Annotated in this window: 12 protein-coding genes; 6 read left to right on the forward strand and 6 right to left on the reverse strand. The window is 73.2% G+C overall.

The features are described 5' to 3' along the window. Positions 1-126 precede the first annotated feature (126 nt). Positions 127-1794 (forward strand): VWA domain-containing protein, encoded by a 1668-nt coding sequence (locus GD748_RS12755; RefSeq protein WP_152195548.1) that lies wholly within the window; start codon positions 127-129, stop codon positions 1792-1794. A 106-nt stretch (positions 1795-1900) separates the two neighbouring features. Here the strand turns inward: GD748_RS12755 and GD748_RS12760 are convergent, their stop codons facing one another. Together GD748_RS12760 and GD748_RS12765 are read right to left on the reverse strand one after the other, a co-directional pair. Then, complete coding sequence (locus tag GD748_RS12760; RefSeq protein ID WP_226921280.1) at positions 1901-3106, reverse strand: YibE/F family protein; 1206 nt, start codon at positions 3104-3106, stop codon at positions 1901-1903. 180 nt (positions 3107-3286) lie between these two features. Then, complete coding sequence (locus tag GD748_RS12765; protein ID WP_152195549.1) at positions 3287-4672, reverse strand: glycine--tRNA ligase; 1386 nt, start codon at positions 4670-4672, stop codon at positions 3287-3289. Positions 4673-4886: 214 nt separating this feature from the next. Between GD748_RS12765 and GD748_RS12770 the strand changes: the two genes are divergently transcribed. The 5 genes from GD748_RS12770 to GD748_RS12790 are packed head-to-tail and all read left to right on the forward strand — an operon-like array spanning position 4887 to position 8663. Next, positions 4887-5936, forward strand: coding sequence for a metal ABC transporter substrate-binding protein (locus GD748_RS12770; protein WP_152195550.1), 1050 nt, complete (start codon positions 4887-4889; stop codon positions 5934-5936). A gap of 50 nt (positions 5937-5986) precedes the next feature. Further along, positions 5987-6766: a metal ABC transporter ATP-binding protein gene (locus tag GD748_RS12775; protein WP_152195551.1), complete on the forward strand. Its 780-nt coding sequence runs from the start codon at positions 5987-5989 to the stop codon at positions 6764-6766. After that, positions 6766-7680, forward strand: coding sequence for a metal ABC transporter permease (locus tag GD748_RS12780; protein WP_152195552.1), 915 nt, complete (start codon positions 6766-6768; stop codon positions 7678-7680). The genes GD748_RS12775 and GD748_RS12780 overlap by 1 nt, the downstream gene beginning before the upstream one ends. A gap of 1 nt (position 7681) precedes the next feature. Further along, entirely contained in the window at positions 7682-8092 is a 411-nt protein-coding gene (locus GD748_RS12785) for a Fur family transcriptional regulator (protein WP_152195553.1), read from the forward strand. Then, positions 8085-8663, forward strand: a complete 579-nt coding sequence (locus tag GD748_RS12790) for a DedA family protein (protein WP_226921282.1) — start codon at positions 8085-8087, stop codon at positions 8661-8663. Before GD748_RS12785 ends, GD748_RS12790 begins: the two co-directional genes overlap by 8 nt. Positions 8664-8691: 28 nt before the next feature. Here the strand turns inward: GD748_RS12790 and GD748_RS12795 are convergent, their stop codons facing one another. From GD748_RS12795 to leuA, 4 genes are read right to left on the reverse strand one after another with little or no spacing between them, the layout of a single operon-like run. Beyond that, complete coding sequence (locus tag GD748_RS12795) at positions 8692-9489, reverse strand: isoprenyl transferase (RefSeq protein WP_152195554.1); 798 nt, start codon at positions 9487-9489, stop codon at positions 8692-8694. 37 nt (positions 9490-9526) lie between these two features. Beyond that, positions 9527-10258 carry a DNA repair protein RecO gene (recO, locus tag GD748_RS12800; protein ID WP_152195555.1) on the reverse strand — a complete coding sequence of 244 codons (732 nt, stop codon included), beginning with the start codon at positions 10256-10258 and terminating at the stop codon, positions 9527-9529. A 32-nt stretch (positions 10259-10290) separates the two neighbouring features. Continuing rightward, positions 10291-11445: a hypothetical protein gene (locus GD748_RS12805; RefSeq protein ID WP_152195556.1), complete on the reverse strand. Its 1155-nt coding sequence runs from the start codon at positions 11443-11445 to the stop codon at positions 10291-10293. Positions 11446-11476: 31 nt separating this feature from the next. Then, positions 11477-13234, reverse strand: a complete 1758-nt coding sequence (gene leuA / locus GD748_RS12810; protein ID WP_226921284.1) for a 2-isopropylmalate synthase — start codon at positions 13232-13234, stop codon at positions 11477-11479. Positions 13235-13315 lie beyond the last annotated feature (81 nt).

A 13315-nucleotide genomic window follows, 5' to 3' on the forward strand; every position in this document is an offset into this window, starting at 1 on the left:
GCGCTCGCGCCACCGGTGCCGCCGTGGCGGCGGTTCCGGTGGCCGGCCCCAGGGCGGAACCGAGCGGTGGCGATCCGGTGCACCATTCTCCTCCGGCCCGGACGGTGGCAGGACTATCTTTCCTGCATGGACGGGGGCGCGACGCGGCGTAACGGTCTGATCCTGGCCGGGGCGCTGGGCCTCGTCGTGATCCTCGTCGTGGTGGGCGTGCTGGTGTGGGGGGTCCGCCGTGCCGACGCCCCGGAGCAGGCGGCCTCGGCCCCGGCGCCGACCAGTGCCGCAGCCTGCGACGCGCCGGTCGACGTCCGGGTCACCACGACGGCCGACTTCGCGCCCGTCGTCGAGACGGCGGCAGAGCGCCTCATGAGCGACGACGGCTGCACGACCTACACCGTCACCGCGGCCACCTCCGCCGACGCGGCAGAGCTGATCAGCACCGGCGCCGACGTGCCGCACGTGTGGATCCCGGACTCCGACGTCTGGGTGGCACGGGTGAACCTCGACCGCGAGGAGCCTGCGCTCGTCGTCGGTCCCACGCTGGCCACCAGCCCCGTGGTCCTCGCCGTCCCGACCTCGATGGCGCGGTCGACGCGCATCACCGGCCCGCAGCCGTGGCAGGCCATCCTCACCGGCCCGCTCGAGCTGCGCCTCGCCGAGCCCGACGAGTCGACCACGAGCCTGCTGCTGCTGTACTCGGCCAGCGCGGCCCTGGGTGCCACGCCCCAGGGCGAACAGCTTCTCGGCGCGCGGATCATCACGATGTCACGGCAGACCGCTCCGGAGGACGAGCTGCTCACCTGGGCGAGCACCGACGACGAGGGCGCACCCGCGCTCCCCGCCACCGAGCAGCAGATCCTGCGTCAGCGCGGCACGAACTCGGACACCCCCCTCGAGGCGGTCGTCCCGGCCGAGGCGGCCGCCGCGGTCACCTACTCGTGGGTGCCCATCCCCGGCCCGGACTTCGACGACAGCATGCAGCTCGCCGTGTCCGAGCTCGAGGAGTCCCTCACCGGGGAGGCGGGCCAGGCGGACCGGGAGGAGGCAGGGTTCCGCGGGCCCGACGGCACGGAGATACCGGGCGGTGCGAGCCTCGCCACCGGCGCGGTGACCACGATGCCGGGCCCGTCAATCGATGCGGCGGAAGCCGTGGCGACGACCTGGAGCACCGTCTCCGTCGACATGCGCATGCTCGCGGTCATCGACGTCTCGGGATCGATGCTGCAGCCCGCCGGGGACCAGACCCGGATCGCCCTCGCGGGGGCCTCGGCCCAGACGGCTCTGAAGATCTTCCCGCCGACGTCCCAGGTGGGGCTCTGGATGTTCTCCACCGACCACCGCAACGGCAACGACTGGACGGAGCTCGCGCCGATCGCCCCGCTCGCGGTCGACAGCGGCACCGGCACCCATCGCGACGCGCTGCTCGCCGCCGCCGCCACTCTGCCGATCCACACCCGCGGCGACACCGGTCTGTACGACACGGTGCTCGCCGCGTACCGGGAGGTCCAGGAGAACTACGAGCCCGGGTACGTCAACTCCGTCGTCCTGCTCACCGACGGGAGGAACGAGGACGCGGTCGGCATCTCGCTCGACGAGCTGCTCGCGCAGCTGCAGGCCAGCGTCGAGCCGAGCAAGCCGATCCCGATCATCACCGTCGGCATGGGCCCCGGGACCGACGAGGAGGTGCTCCGGCTCATCGCCGCGCAGACCGGCGGCCGCAGCTATCTCGCCCGCAACCCGGCGGACATCAGCACCGTGTTCGTCGACGCGCTGACGCACCGCTTCCGCGCCGGGTAGCCGGCCCCGACGGATCGCTCCGGGGCACCACACCGGAGCGGACACCGATCGAATCACCGGCACCGCCGCATACACCGATCACGCCGCCGGCCACGGCGCGTACCGATCACACCACCGGCACGGCCGTGGCCGTCGGCTCGGCGGACGCACCGCTGTCCCGACGGCCGGGGCGGCTCGTGCGCACCAGCGCGGCCGCGATACCGGTGGTCACCGGGATCGCCAGCACCAGCCCGATCGAGGAGACAAGGGTGCGCACGACCTCCTCGGCGATCTCGCCGGCCATGAGGGTGTCGAGCACCGCCCGGTCCATCAGCGCGGCGACCATCAGCATCGGCAGCGCGGTGCCGACGTACGCGAACGCCAGCGTGTAGACCGTCGAGGCGATGTGGTCGCGCCCGATCCGCATGCCCTGCGTGAACAGCCGCCGCCGGGGCACCGACGGGTTGGCGGCGTGGATCTCCCACACGGCCGACGCCTGCGTGATGGTGACGTCGTTCAGCGCGCCCAGGCCGGCGATGACGATGCCGCAGAGCAGCAGGTCCGCGAGCGAGAGGTTGGGGAAGGTGCTGAGCAGGATGAGCGAGTGCTCGGACGACGCGCCCGTGAGGTTGGCCGCCCGCGTGCCCCACGCGGCCAGCGCGACGGTGACGGCGAGTCCGACGAACGTGCCCAGCAGCGCCGTCGTCGTCCGGATCGAGACGCCGTGCGCGAGGTAGAGCGAGAGGAACATCATCGCCGAGGCACCGACCAGCGCGACGACGAGCGGCGACGCGCCGAGCATGATCGCCGGGAGCACGAAGACGACGATCACGGCGAGCGAGCCGCCGAGCCCGACCATCGCGGCGAGCCCGCGCCAGCGCGCCACGGCGAGCACCACCACGGCGTACCCGAGCGCGAGGAGGCCGACCGGCGCCGTGCGCTCGAAGTCCCAGAACACGTAGGGGCTGCCCGTCCCCATCGCCTGCGGGCTGAACATCAGGCGCACGGCGTCACCTACGCCCATCCCGTTGGCCATCGTCTCGGGCGGGACCTGGACCGGCACGACCTGCCCGGCGCCCGAGCCGGTGGCGAGCTCCACGCGCACCTGGCCCTGGGCGTCGTCGACGACCTCCACCACGGTGCCCGACTCGATCGTCATCCCGGTGCCGGCGAGCGGGACCGACCCGATCGGTGTCTCCCCGCGCGGCCACAGGGCGATCAGCCCGACGACCGTGGCCAGCAGCAGCGGGACGACGAGGGCGGTCAGGATCGTGCGGGCGCGCCGGGCCTCGGAGGGGGCCAGCTCGAGGTCGGCGGCGTGGGAGTGGCTCACCGTGCCATGGTCACCCGTCGGCCCGGGCGGGCCCGGGAGCCCACGCCGAGATGGCCGCACTCGGCGGGCCCGGGCGCGGCGACATCCCCTCGACGACTCCGGCCGCCGCGGCCCGGACGACGACGAGCTCCGCCGTCGTCGTCCGGGGGGTCAGCAGCCGATCAGCCGCTCGCGGGGGTGTCAGCAGCCGATCAGGCGCTCGGCGAGGTAGCTGCGCACCTTGTCGAGGCCGATCCGCTCCTGGGCCATCGTGTCGCGCTCGCGCACCGTGACGGCCTGGTCCTCGAGGGAGTCGAAGTCGACGGTGATGCAGAACGGCGTGCCGATCTCGTCCTGTCGGCGGTAGCGCCGCCCGACGGCACCGGCGTCGTCGAAGTCGACGTTCCAGTACTGGCGCAGCTCGGCGGCGAGGTCCTTCGCCACCGGGGAGAGCTGCTCGTTGCGCGACAGGGGCAGCACCGCCGCCTTGACCGGCGAGAGCCGCGGGTCGAGCTTGAGCACGGTGCGCTTGTCGACCCCGCCCTTGGTGTTCGGGGCCTCGTCCTCGGTGTAGGCCTCGACGAGGAACGCCATGAGAGAGCGGGTCAGGCCCGCTGCTGGCTCGATGACGTAGGGCACCCAGCGCTCGTTCTTGCCCTGGTCGAAGTAGCTGAGGTCCTGGCCCGAGTGCTCAGTGTGGGTGGCCAGGTCGAAGTCGGTTCGGTTGGCGATGCCCTCGAGCTCGCCCCACTCGCTGCCGGAGAAGCCGAAGCGGTACTCGATGTCGACGGTGCGCTTGGAGTAGTGGGAGAGCTTCTCCTGCGGGTGCTCGAAGTGGCGCAGGTTCTCGGCCGCGATGCCGAGGGACGTGTACCACTCGGTGCGCGCGTCGATCCAGTACTGGTGCCAGGTCTCGTCGGTGCCGGGCTCGACGAAGAACTCCATCTCCATCTGCTCGAACTCGCGGGTGCGGAAGATGAAGTTGCCGGGCGTGATCTCGTTGCGGAAGGACTTGCCGATCTGGCCGATGCCGAACGGCGGCTTCTTGCGGGCCGAGGTCATGACGTTGGCGAAGTTGACGAAGATGCCCTGGGCCGTCTCCGGGCGGAGGTAGTGCAGGCCGGACTCGTCCTCGACCGGACCGAGGAAGGTCTTGAGCATCATGTTGAAGTCACGCGGCTCGGTCCACTGACCACGCGTGCCGCAGTTCGGGCACGCGATCTCGGCGAGGCCGCCCTCGGGGGCCCGGCCCTTCTTCTCCTCGAACTCCTCCTCCATCTGGTCGGCGCGGAAGCGCTTGTGGCAGGAGAGGCACTCGGTGAGCGGGTCGGTGAAGACGCCGACGTGGCCCGACGCCACCCACACCTGGCGCGGCAGGATCACCGACGAGTCGAGGCCGACGACGTCGTCGCGCGAGGTCACCATCGCGCGCCACCACTGGCGCTTGATGTTCTCCTTCAGCTCCACGCCCAACGGACCGTAGTCCCAGGCCGAGCGCGTGCCGCCGTAGATCTCCCCCGAGGGGAAGACGAAGCCGCGCCGCTTGGCGAGGTTGATGACGTTGTCCAGGCGTGAGGGGGTTGCCACTTGTCGACTCCAGGTGCTCGGTGCTGACCCGCACCTGGCTGGTGCGGGCGGCAGCGCCGGGCGCCGTCGGGTGACGGCGGTCCGCGCGCTGCGGGGACCAACCTACCCATGCCGGACGCCGGGGCCGATCCGGGCCGCTGGGCGGACCGCCCGTGAGGTGGCTCACCGCACGCTCAGTTGACACTCATTCTCAGGTGCAATGAGAATGATCCTCATGACGCTGCCCCGCCTCCGCACCGGCGCCGCCCCCGCCCTCGCCGCCGTTCTGCCGCTGGCGGCCTGCTCGGCCGCGTCCACGGGGACTGCTGGCGGGGACGACGGCCTCTCGGTGCTGGCCTCCTTCTACCCGCTGCAGTACGTCGCGGAGCAGGTCGGCGGCGACCACGTGAGCGTCGAGTCCGTGACGCCGCCCGGCGTCGACCCGCACGACCTCGAGCTCGCCCCGGCGGACGTCGCGCGCCTGGATGCCGCCGGCCTGGTCGTCTACCTCTCCGGGTTCCAGGCCGCGATGGACGAGGCGGTCGACGCCACCTCCCCCGCCCGGGTGCTGGACGTCGCCCCCGTCGCCGCCGAGACCGCGGAGGAGCACGCCGAGCACGCCGGCGGGTCCGCCTCGGCCGAGGCCGGGCACGAGGACGAGGCCGGGCACGAGGACGAGGCCGGGCACGAGGACGAGGCCGGGCACGAGACCGACGCCGGCCACGAGGCCGAGGAGCACGGCGACGACCACGCCGGACACTCCCACGCCGACGGCGACCCGCACTTCTGGCTCGACCCGACCCGGCTGGCCGAGGTGGCCGACGCCGTCGCGGACGAGCTCTCCGACGTGGACCCCGACAACGCCGAGGACTACGCCGCCAACGCCGCGGCCCTGGTCGCCGAGCTGACCGCTCTCGACGCGGACTACGCCGACACCCTGGAGACCTGCGAGACCCGCACGATCGTCGTCGGGCACGAGGCCTACGGCTACCTCGGCGAGCGCTACGACCTGGAGCAGGTCGGCATCTCGGGGCTCGACCCGGAGTCCGAGCCCTCCCCCGCCCGGCTCGCCGAGATCGGCGACGTCGTCGAGGCCGAGGGCGTCACGACGATCTTCGCCGAGAGCCTGGTCAACCGCCAGGTCTCGGAGTCCCTGGCCGCCGACCTCGGCGTCGAGGTCGCGGTCCTCGACCCGCTCGGCGCCCAGCTCGACCCCGCCGCCGACTACCAGGACGTCATGCGCACGAACCTGCAGGCGCTCGCCGACGCCCTCGCCTGCTCGTGACGACCACGATCTCCCGGCGGCACGCACCGGAGGTGGGAGGATTGCCCGCCATGGACCACCCCGTCAGCACCGACGACCTCTCGGTCGTGCTCGGCAGCTCCACGATCCTGCGCGGGATCGACATGACCGTCACCGACGGCGAGACGGTGGCCCTCCTCGGGGCCAACGGCTCCGGCAAGTCCACGCTCGTCAAGGCGCTCGTCGGGGTCGTGCCGATCACGCGCGGGCGGGCCCGGCTCTACGGTCGCGACGTCACCACCGAGTCCCGCCAGGTCGCCTGGGGCCGGGTCGGCTACGTCCCCCAGCGCGTGACCGCCGGCGGCGGCGTGCCCGCCACCGCCCTCGAGGTCGTGACGTCCGGCCTGCTCGACGGCCGGCGGGTGCGGCCCGGTGCCGCGGGCCGCCGCCGGGCGCTCGAGGCCCTCGACCAGGTGGGGCTGGCCGACCGCGCCCGCGACAGCGTCCAGGTGTTCTCCGGGGGCCAGCAGCAGCGGGTCCTCATCGCCCGCGCCCTGGTCCGCGACCCCGACCTGCTGGTGCTCGACGAGCCGCTCGCCGGCATCGACCGCGACTCCAAGGAGCAGCTCGCCGGGACGCTCGCCACCCTTCACGAGGACGGCCGCACGATCCTCGTCGTCCTCCACGAGCTCGGCGAGCTCGGGCCCCTCGTCGAGCGCTGCGTCGTGCTGCGCCACGGGCGGGTCGTGCACGACGGCGCGCCGCCGCGGCCCGCACCCGGGCACGACGACCCCGAGCACGAGCACGTCCACGCCCACGGCGGCGACCAGGTGCCCGACCACCACGTGCCCGACCTCAACGTGGAGCTGTGATGGACGTCCTCACCACCCTGGGCGCGATGCTCGCGAGCCCGCTCATGCAGCGGGCCCTGATCGTGGCGGTCCTCGTCGGCGTGGCCGCGCCGGTCATGGGCACCTACCTCGTCCAGCGCCGCCTCGCCCTCCTCGGCGACGGGATCGGCCACGTGGCGCTCACCGGCGTCGCGATGGGCTGGCTCGCCGGGTCCGCGGCCGGCCTGACCCCGCACGACGCGCTGGCGGTGCCGGGCGCCGTCGTCGCCTCCGTCGTCGGTGCGCTGCTCATCGAGGTGGTCCGCGAGCGGGGCAAGACGAGCGGCGACGTCGCCCTCGCCCTGCTCTTCTACGGCGGCATCGCCGGCGGCGTCCTGCTCATCGGCCTGGCCGGGGGCACGACGGCGAACCTCAACGGCTACCTGTTCGGCTCCATCGCGACCGTGAGCACCCTGGACGTGTGGCTCACGGTGGTCCTGGCCGTGGTGATCCTCGGCGCGGGCCTCGGTCTGCGCCCCGCCCTGTTCGCCCTGTGCCACGACGAGGAGTTCGCCCGCGCGGCCGGTCTGCCGGTGCGGGCGCTCAACGTGCTCGTCGCCGTCATGGCGGCGCTGACGGTCTCCGTCGCCATGCGCGTCGTCGGCGTGCTGCTCGTCTCGGCGCTGATGATCGTGCCGGTCGCGATCGCGCAGCTCCTCTCGCGCTCCTTCCGGTCCACCATGGCCGTCGCGATGGGCATCGGCGTGGTCGTCTGCGTCGTCGGCCTGTCCGTCACCTACTTCTACGCGCTGTCCCCGGGTGCGACCATCGTCATCCTCGCGATCGGGGTCTACGCCGTAGTATCGATCGTGCGTCCGTTGCTCGGGCGTCCTGCGGCCGGCACCGACCCGCACCTGGACGTCGACGACGACGTCCAGGTACGAGAGGCAGCGTGAGATGTTACGCATGACTCGGCAGCGCTCCGCCATGAGCGAGCTGCTCGAGCAGACCGAGGACTTCCGCAGCGCCCAGCAGCTGCACGAGATGCTGCGCGAGGCGGGCCAGTCGATCGGGCTGGCGACCGTCTACCGGACCCTGCAGTCCCTCGCGGAGGCCGGCGAGGTGGACGTGCTCCGCATCGACGACGGCGAGAGCCTGTACCGCCGCTGCGCCCGGGCCGAGCACCACCACCACCTGGTCTGCCGCGAGTGCGGCTCGACGGTCGAGATCGAGGGCGCGACAGTCGAACGCTGGGCCGCCCGCGTCGCCCAGGACAACGGCTTCGTCGACGTCGACCACACCGCCGAGCTGTTCGGCACGTGCGCCGCCTGCGCCGCCCGCCGGTACGGGGAGAGCGTCCGTGCCTGACTTCCTGTCGTCGATGCCGTTCTGGTTCGTCTTGGCCTTCCTCTACGTCGGCGCCACGCTGCGCGGGCAGGGCATCTACTGGCTGGGTCGTGTCGTGACCGAGCAGACGCTGCGCCGCACCCACCCGCACGAGGGCTGGCGCAAGCGCGTGCACGACTGGCTCCAGGGCGAGGGGACCGCCCGGGGCATCGAGGTCATCCGCCGGTGGGGCCTGGTCGCCATCCCGTTCGCCTACCTCACCGTCGGCTTCCAGTCGATGATCATGGCCGGCGCCGGCGTCCTGCGGATCGGCTGGGGACGATTCTCGCTCGCGCAGGTCCCGGGGGCGCTGGCCTGGGCTGCCATCTACTCCACCATCGGCTTCGCCGTGTGGGAGGCGGCCCTCGCCGCCGCGGCGGGGTCCCCGTGGGGCATCGCGGGCATCGCGGCGCTGCTGGTCGTCGGCGTGGCGACCTTCGCGGTGCACCGCCGCCGCACCCGGCACACGGCCGTGCCCCTGCTCGTCAACCCGGTGGACGAGCCCACCCCGGCCACGGCGGCGACACCGGACACCGCCCGCCGCCCGGAGTAGTCCGGCCGACCTGGCTGGTCCCGCCGACCTACCCCGGCGCCCCGGGAGCCGGTGACGGGCGGTCGACGGCGCCGCCGTAGCGGCGGTCGCGCCGGGCGTAGGTCTCCACGGCCCGCCAGAGGGTGCGCCGGTCGACGTCGGGCCACGCGTCGTCGATGAAGACCATCTCGGCGTAGGCGGACTGCCAGAGCAGGAAGTTCGAGGTCCGCTGCTCCCCGCCGGTGCGCAGGAACATGTCGACGTCGGGCAGGTCGGGCTCGTCGAGGTGACGCGCCAGCGTGCGTTCGGTGATCTTCTCCGGGTCGAGCCGTCCGGCGGCGACCTCGCGGGCCACGGACCGGGCGGCGTCGGCGATCTCGGCCCGCCCGCCGTAGTTGACGCACATCGTCAGCGTGCAGACGGTGTTGTGGCGGGTCTGCTCCTCCGCCCGCTCGAGCTCGCTGACGACGGACCGCCACAGCCGCGGGCGCCGGCCGGCCCACCGCACCCGCACGCCCCATGCGTCCATCTGGTCGCGCCGGCGGTGGAGGACGTCGCGGTTGAACCCCATGAGGAAGCGGACCTCCTCCGGCGACCGCTTCCAGTTCTCGGTGGAGAACGCGTAGGCGGACACGTGCGTGATGCCCAGCTCGATCGCGCCGGCGACGACGTCGAGCAGGGCCGCCTCCCCCGCCTTGTGCCCCTCGACCCGGGGCAGCCCGCGGGCGTTGGCCCACCGGCCGTTGCCGTCCATCACGACCGCGACGTGCCGCGGCACGAAGCGGGGGTCCATGGCCGGGGCGACGGCGCCGGAGGGGTGCGGCGGCGGGTGCACGGGCGTCCTCATGCGGCACCACCAGAGGTGACCGGGAGGTGCGAGCCGTTCATGCGCGCTCGACCATGCGAAGGGAGCGCAACTGTCGCTCGAGGTGCCACTGCAGGTAGGAGGCGACCAGGCCGGACGCCTCCTTCCGGTGGCGGTTCTCCGAGCTGTCGGCCTCGGTCCACGTGCCCGAGAGCAGGGCGCCCAGCAGGGACATGGTCTCCGGGGCCGGGGAGGCCGAGCCGGGCGGCCGGCAGCCGTCGCACACCGCACCGCCGGCAGGGGCGTTGAAGGCCCGGTGCGGACCGTCGGCCCCGCACCGGGCGCAGTCGTAGCAGCTCGGCGCCCAGCCCGCGACGGCGAGCGAGCGCAGCAGGTAGGAGTCCAGCACGAGGGACGCGGCGTGCCGGCGGGTGGCGAGCGCGTGGAGCGCGCCGATGAGCAGCAGATACTGCTGCGGGGCCGGCTCGCGCTCGATCTCGGTGAGCCGGCCGGCGGTCTCCACCATCGCGGTGGCGGTGGTGTAGAGCGAGTAGTCACCGCCCAGTGAGCGCCCGTAGGGGGCGATGGTCTCGACCTGGGTGACGGTGTCGAGGTTCCGGCCGAGATAGAGCTGGACGTCGACGACGCCGAAGGGCTCCAGCCGCGCCCCGAACTTGCTGGAGGTGCGCCGCACCCCCTTGGCCACGGCCCGGACCTGCCCGTGCTCACGGGTCAGGAAGGTGATGATGCGGTCGGCCTCACCGAGCTTGTGGGTGCGCAGCACCACAGCCTCGTCCCGGTAGAGCTTCACCCCGCCATCATCCCAGGTGGCCGGCGCCGCGCCTACCGCCCGCGCCGGGCGAGCCGGTCACGCACGGCGGGTGCCAGGCCGAGGCCGGTCTCGAGGACCACGAGCACCACGTGCGCGGCGAGGTAGTACCAGCCGGCGGCCACGTACCACCACGGCGCCCCGTCGAGCGCCGTCGCCAGCACCAGGCCGCCGAGCGCGGCGGCGGCGACCAGGTACGCGACCAGCCCCCTGGAGCGCGCGGTGCCGGGCAGCTGGGACGGGTCGTAGTGCGCCGGGTCGGTGACGAGCCCGTGCGCCACCGTCCAGGCCCGCCAGACGAGCAGCGCGGGCATCGCCAGGCACAGCGCGAAAGCGGCGAGGATGAGTACGACGCCGACGCCGTCCCAGCCTGCGGCGATGACCCCGACGAGCAGAGCCACAGCGACCCACGCGGTGACCGTGGCGCGCCGGAACCTGCGGGGCCCGAAGAGCCGCCGCGCCACGGCTGTCAACCGGGTCGCGGCGCGCTCCCACGTCCCGCCGGCGCGGGTGCCGACCCACCCGGGCGGCGGGAACGGCTGCCCGAAGGAACGGTCGGCACGCGCCGCCCCGGCCCGTGAAGCACCGGGCGACCGTCCGGACCGGGACGTCCCGGGCGCCCGAGCCGGTCCGAGCTCCACCTCGAGGCCCGCCACCAGTCTCTCGGCGAGCGACTCGAGCACGTCCAGTCCGTGCTCGTCGTCCCAGGTCAGGGTCAGGACGAGCGCGTCGGCCGAGCCGGACGGGACGACGACGGCGACCACGCGCACGTCGGGACCGGTGCGCCCGCCCCACGGGCGCGTCGAGAGCAGGGTGACCGGGCCGTGCGGGGACCCCACCACGCGGTGCCGCGGGAGCACCGGCTGCCCGGGTTCCGCCGGCGGCGGCTGCGCGAGGCGGGTACGGGCGCGTCCGGCGGTGACGGCGAGCGCGCGGCGCTCGACGAGCAGCGTCGGCCGGTGCCGGTCGGGCGTGTCCGCGGCCGCGACGTCTGCCGGGGGCGTGGTGAGGACCGCCACGCCCACCGGCCCGCCGGGCGCCTCGAGCACCTCCCAGGGGTCGACGAGGAGCGGCGGGCCGTCATGTCCGAAGACCGTGACGTCGCGCTGCGGTGTCCATCCCAGCCCGGGCGGCAGGTGCCAGTCGCGGAGGGGTCGTGCGGCTGCCATCGGTCCTCGGTACGGGCGTCGCCGGTGCGGCTCAGCGCCCGGCGCGGTTGACGGCCGAGACGATGGCCTTGAAGGAGGCCGTCATCGTCGACGGGTCGATGCCCACGCCCCACAGCACCTGGCCGCCCACCTCGCACTCGACGTAGGAGGCCGCGGTCGCGTCCCCGCCGGCCGAGAGGGCGTGCTCGGCGTAGTCGAGGACGTTCACCTCGACCCCGACCTCCCCCAAGGCGTTGACGAAGGCGTCGATGGGGCCGTTGCCGGTGGCGGCGACGACCTTCTCCTCGCCGGCGTCGACCAGCGTCACGGTCAGGACGGCGTCCTCGCCCTCGCCGGCGGTCGTGACGGTCGTGCCCTCGAGGGCGAAGCGCCCCCACGGCTCGAGCCCCATGGCCGCGCTGTGGGGCAGGTACTCGTCGGCGAAGATCGACCACAGCTGCTCGGCGTCGATCTCGCCGCCGTAGGCGTCGGTGTGCTTCTGGACGATGCCGGACAGCTCGATCTGCAGACGGCGCGGCAGGTCGAGGTGCCGGGTGGACGACAGCAGGTAGGCGACACCGCCCTTGCCGGACTGGGAGTTGACCCGCACGACCGCCTCGTAGCTGCGGCCGACGTCCTTGGGGTCGATCGGCAGGTACGGCAGCTCCCAGACGACGGCGGACTCCTCGCCCCCGGCGGCCGCGACCCGCTCGTCGCGGGCGGTGAAGCCCTTCTTGATCGCGTCCTGGTGGGAGCCTGAGAAGGACGTGTAGACGAGGTCGCCGCCGTACGGGTGGCGCGGGTGGACGTCCATCTGGGTGCACGCCTCGACGGTGCGGCGCACGCCGTCGATGTCGGAGAAGTCGATCATCGGGTCGATGCCCTGGCTGAACAGGTTCAGGCCGAGGGTGACGAGGTCGACGTTGCCGGTGCGCTCGCCCTGGCCGAAGAGGCAGCCCTCCACCCGGTCGGCGCCCGCGAGCAGGCCCAGCTCGGCGGCCGCGACCCCGGTACCGCGGTCGTTGTGGGGGTGCAGCGAGAGGGCGATGTGCTCGCGGCGGGACAGGTGCCGGCTCATCCACTCGATCTGGTCGGCGTACACGTTCGGGGTCGCGCGCTCGACGGTGGCGGGCAGGTTGAGGATGATCTCGCGCCCGTCCTCGGGCTGCCACACGTCCATGACGGCCTCGCAGACCTCCAGGGCGTAGTCGAGCTCGGTGTCGACGAAGATCTCCGGCGAGTACTGGTAGCCGAAGACCGTGTCGTCGGGCAGGACCTTCTCGGCGTAGGCGAGGACCTCGCGGGTGCCGGACGACGCGAGCTCCTTCGTCGCCTCACGGTCGTTGCGGAACACGATGTCGCGGAAGACCGGGGCGGTGGCGTTGTACAGGTGCACCGTGGCGCGCGGGAAGCCGACGAGCGAGTCGATGGTGCGGTGGATCAGCTCCGGACGCGACTGGGTGAGCACGGACACGGTCACGTCCTCCGGCACGGCGTCGCCGGCGACGAGGGAGCGCACGAAGTCGAAGTCGGTCTGCGAGGCGGCGGGGAAGCCGATCTCGATCTCCTTGTAGCCCATGCGCACGAGCAGGTCGAACATCTGCCGCTTGCGCTGGGCGTTCATCGGCTCGATGAGGGCCTGGTTGCCGTCGCGCAGGTCGGTGGACAGCCACCGCGGGGCGCGGGTGGTGCGCCGGCTCGGCCAGGTGCGGTCCGGCAGGTCGACGCCGTTGGTCTCCTCGAACGGGCGGTACTTGGCCACCGGCATGGCGGAGGGCTGCTGGGCGGTGATGTGGTGCTGCGTCTTCATCGGTCTTCCTCGTCGCTGGTGCGTCTCGATGGCCAGGCACGACGATCGCCGCGACGAGGAGCCGGCCTCAGAAGGCCTCGT

This window comes from Georgenia subflava, from assembly GCF_009193155.1.
GTDB classification, from domain to species: domain Bacteria; phylum Actinomycetota; class Actinomycetes; order Actinomycetales; family Actinomycetaceae; genus Georgenia; species Georgenia subflava.

Coding starts and splice junctions, on each gene's coding strand:
- GD748_RS12755 (WP_152195548.1), top strand. CDS start 127: ATGGACGGGGGCGCGACGCGGCGTAACGGTCTGATCCTGGCCGGGGCG.
- GD748_RS12770 (WP_152195550.1), top strand. CDS start 4,887: ATGACGCTGCCCCGCCTCCGCACCGGCGCCGCCCCCGCCCTCGCCGCC.
- GD748_RS12775 (WP_152195551.1), top strand. CDS start 5,987: ATGGACCACCCCGTCAGCACCGACGACCTCTCGGTCGTGCTCGGCAGC.
- GD748_RS12780 (WP_152195552.1), top strand. CDS start 6,766: ATGGACGTCCTCACCACCCTGGGCGCGATGCTCGCGAGCCCGCTCATG.
- GD748_RS12785 (WP_152195553.1), top strand. CDS start 7,682: ATGTTACGCATGACTCGGCAGCGCTCCGCCATGAGCGAGCTGCTCGAG.
- GD748_RS12795 (WP_152195554.1), bottom strand. CDS start 9,489: ATGAGGACGCCCGTGCACCCGCCGCCGCACCCCTCCGGCGCCGTCGCC.
- GD748_RS12805 (WP_152195556.1), bottom strand. CDS start 11,445: ATGGCAGCCGCACGACCCCTCCGCGACTGGCACCTGCCGCCCGGGCTG.
- leuA (WP_226921284.1), bottom strand. CDS start 13,234: ATGAAGACGCAGCACCACATCACCGCCCAGCAGCCCTCCGCCATGCCG.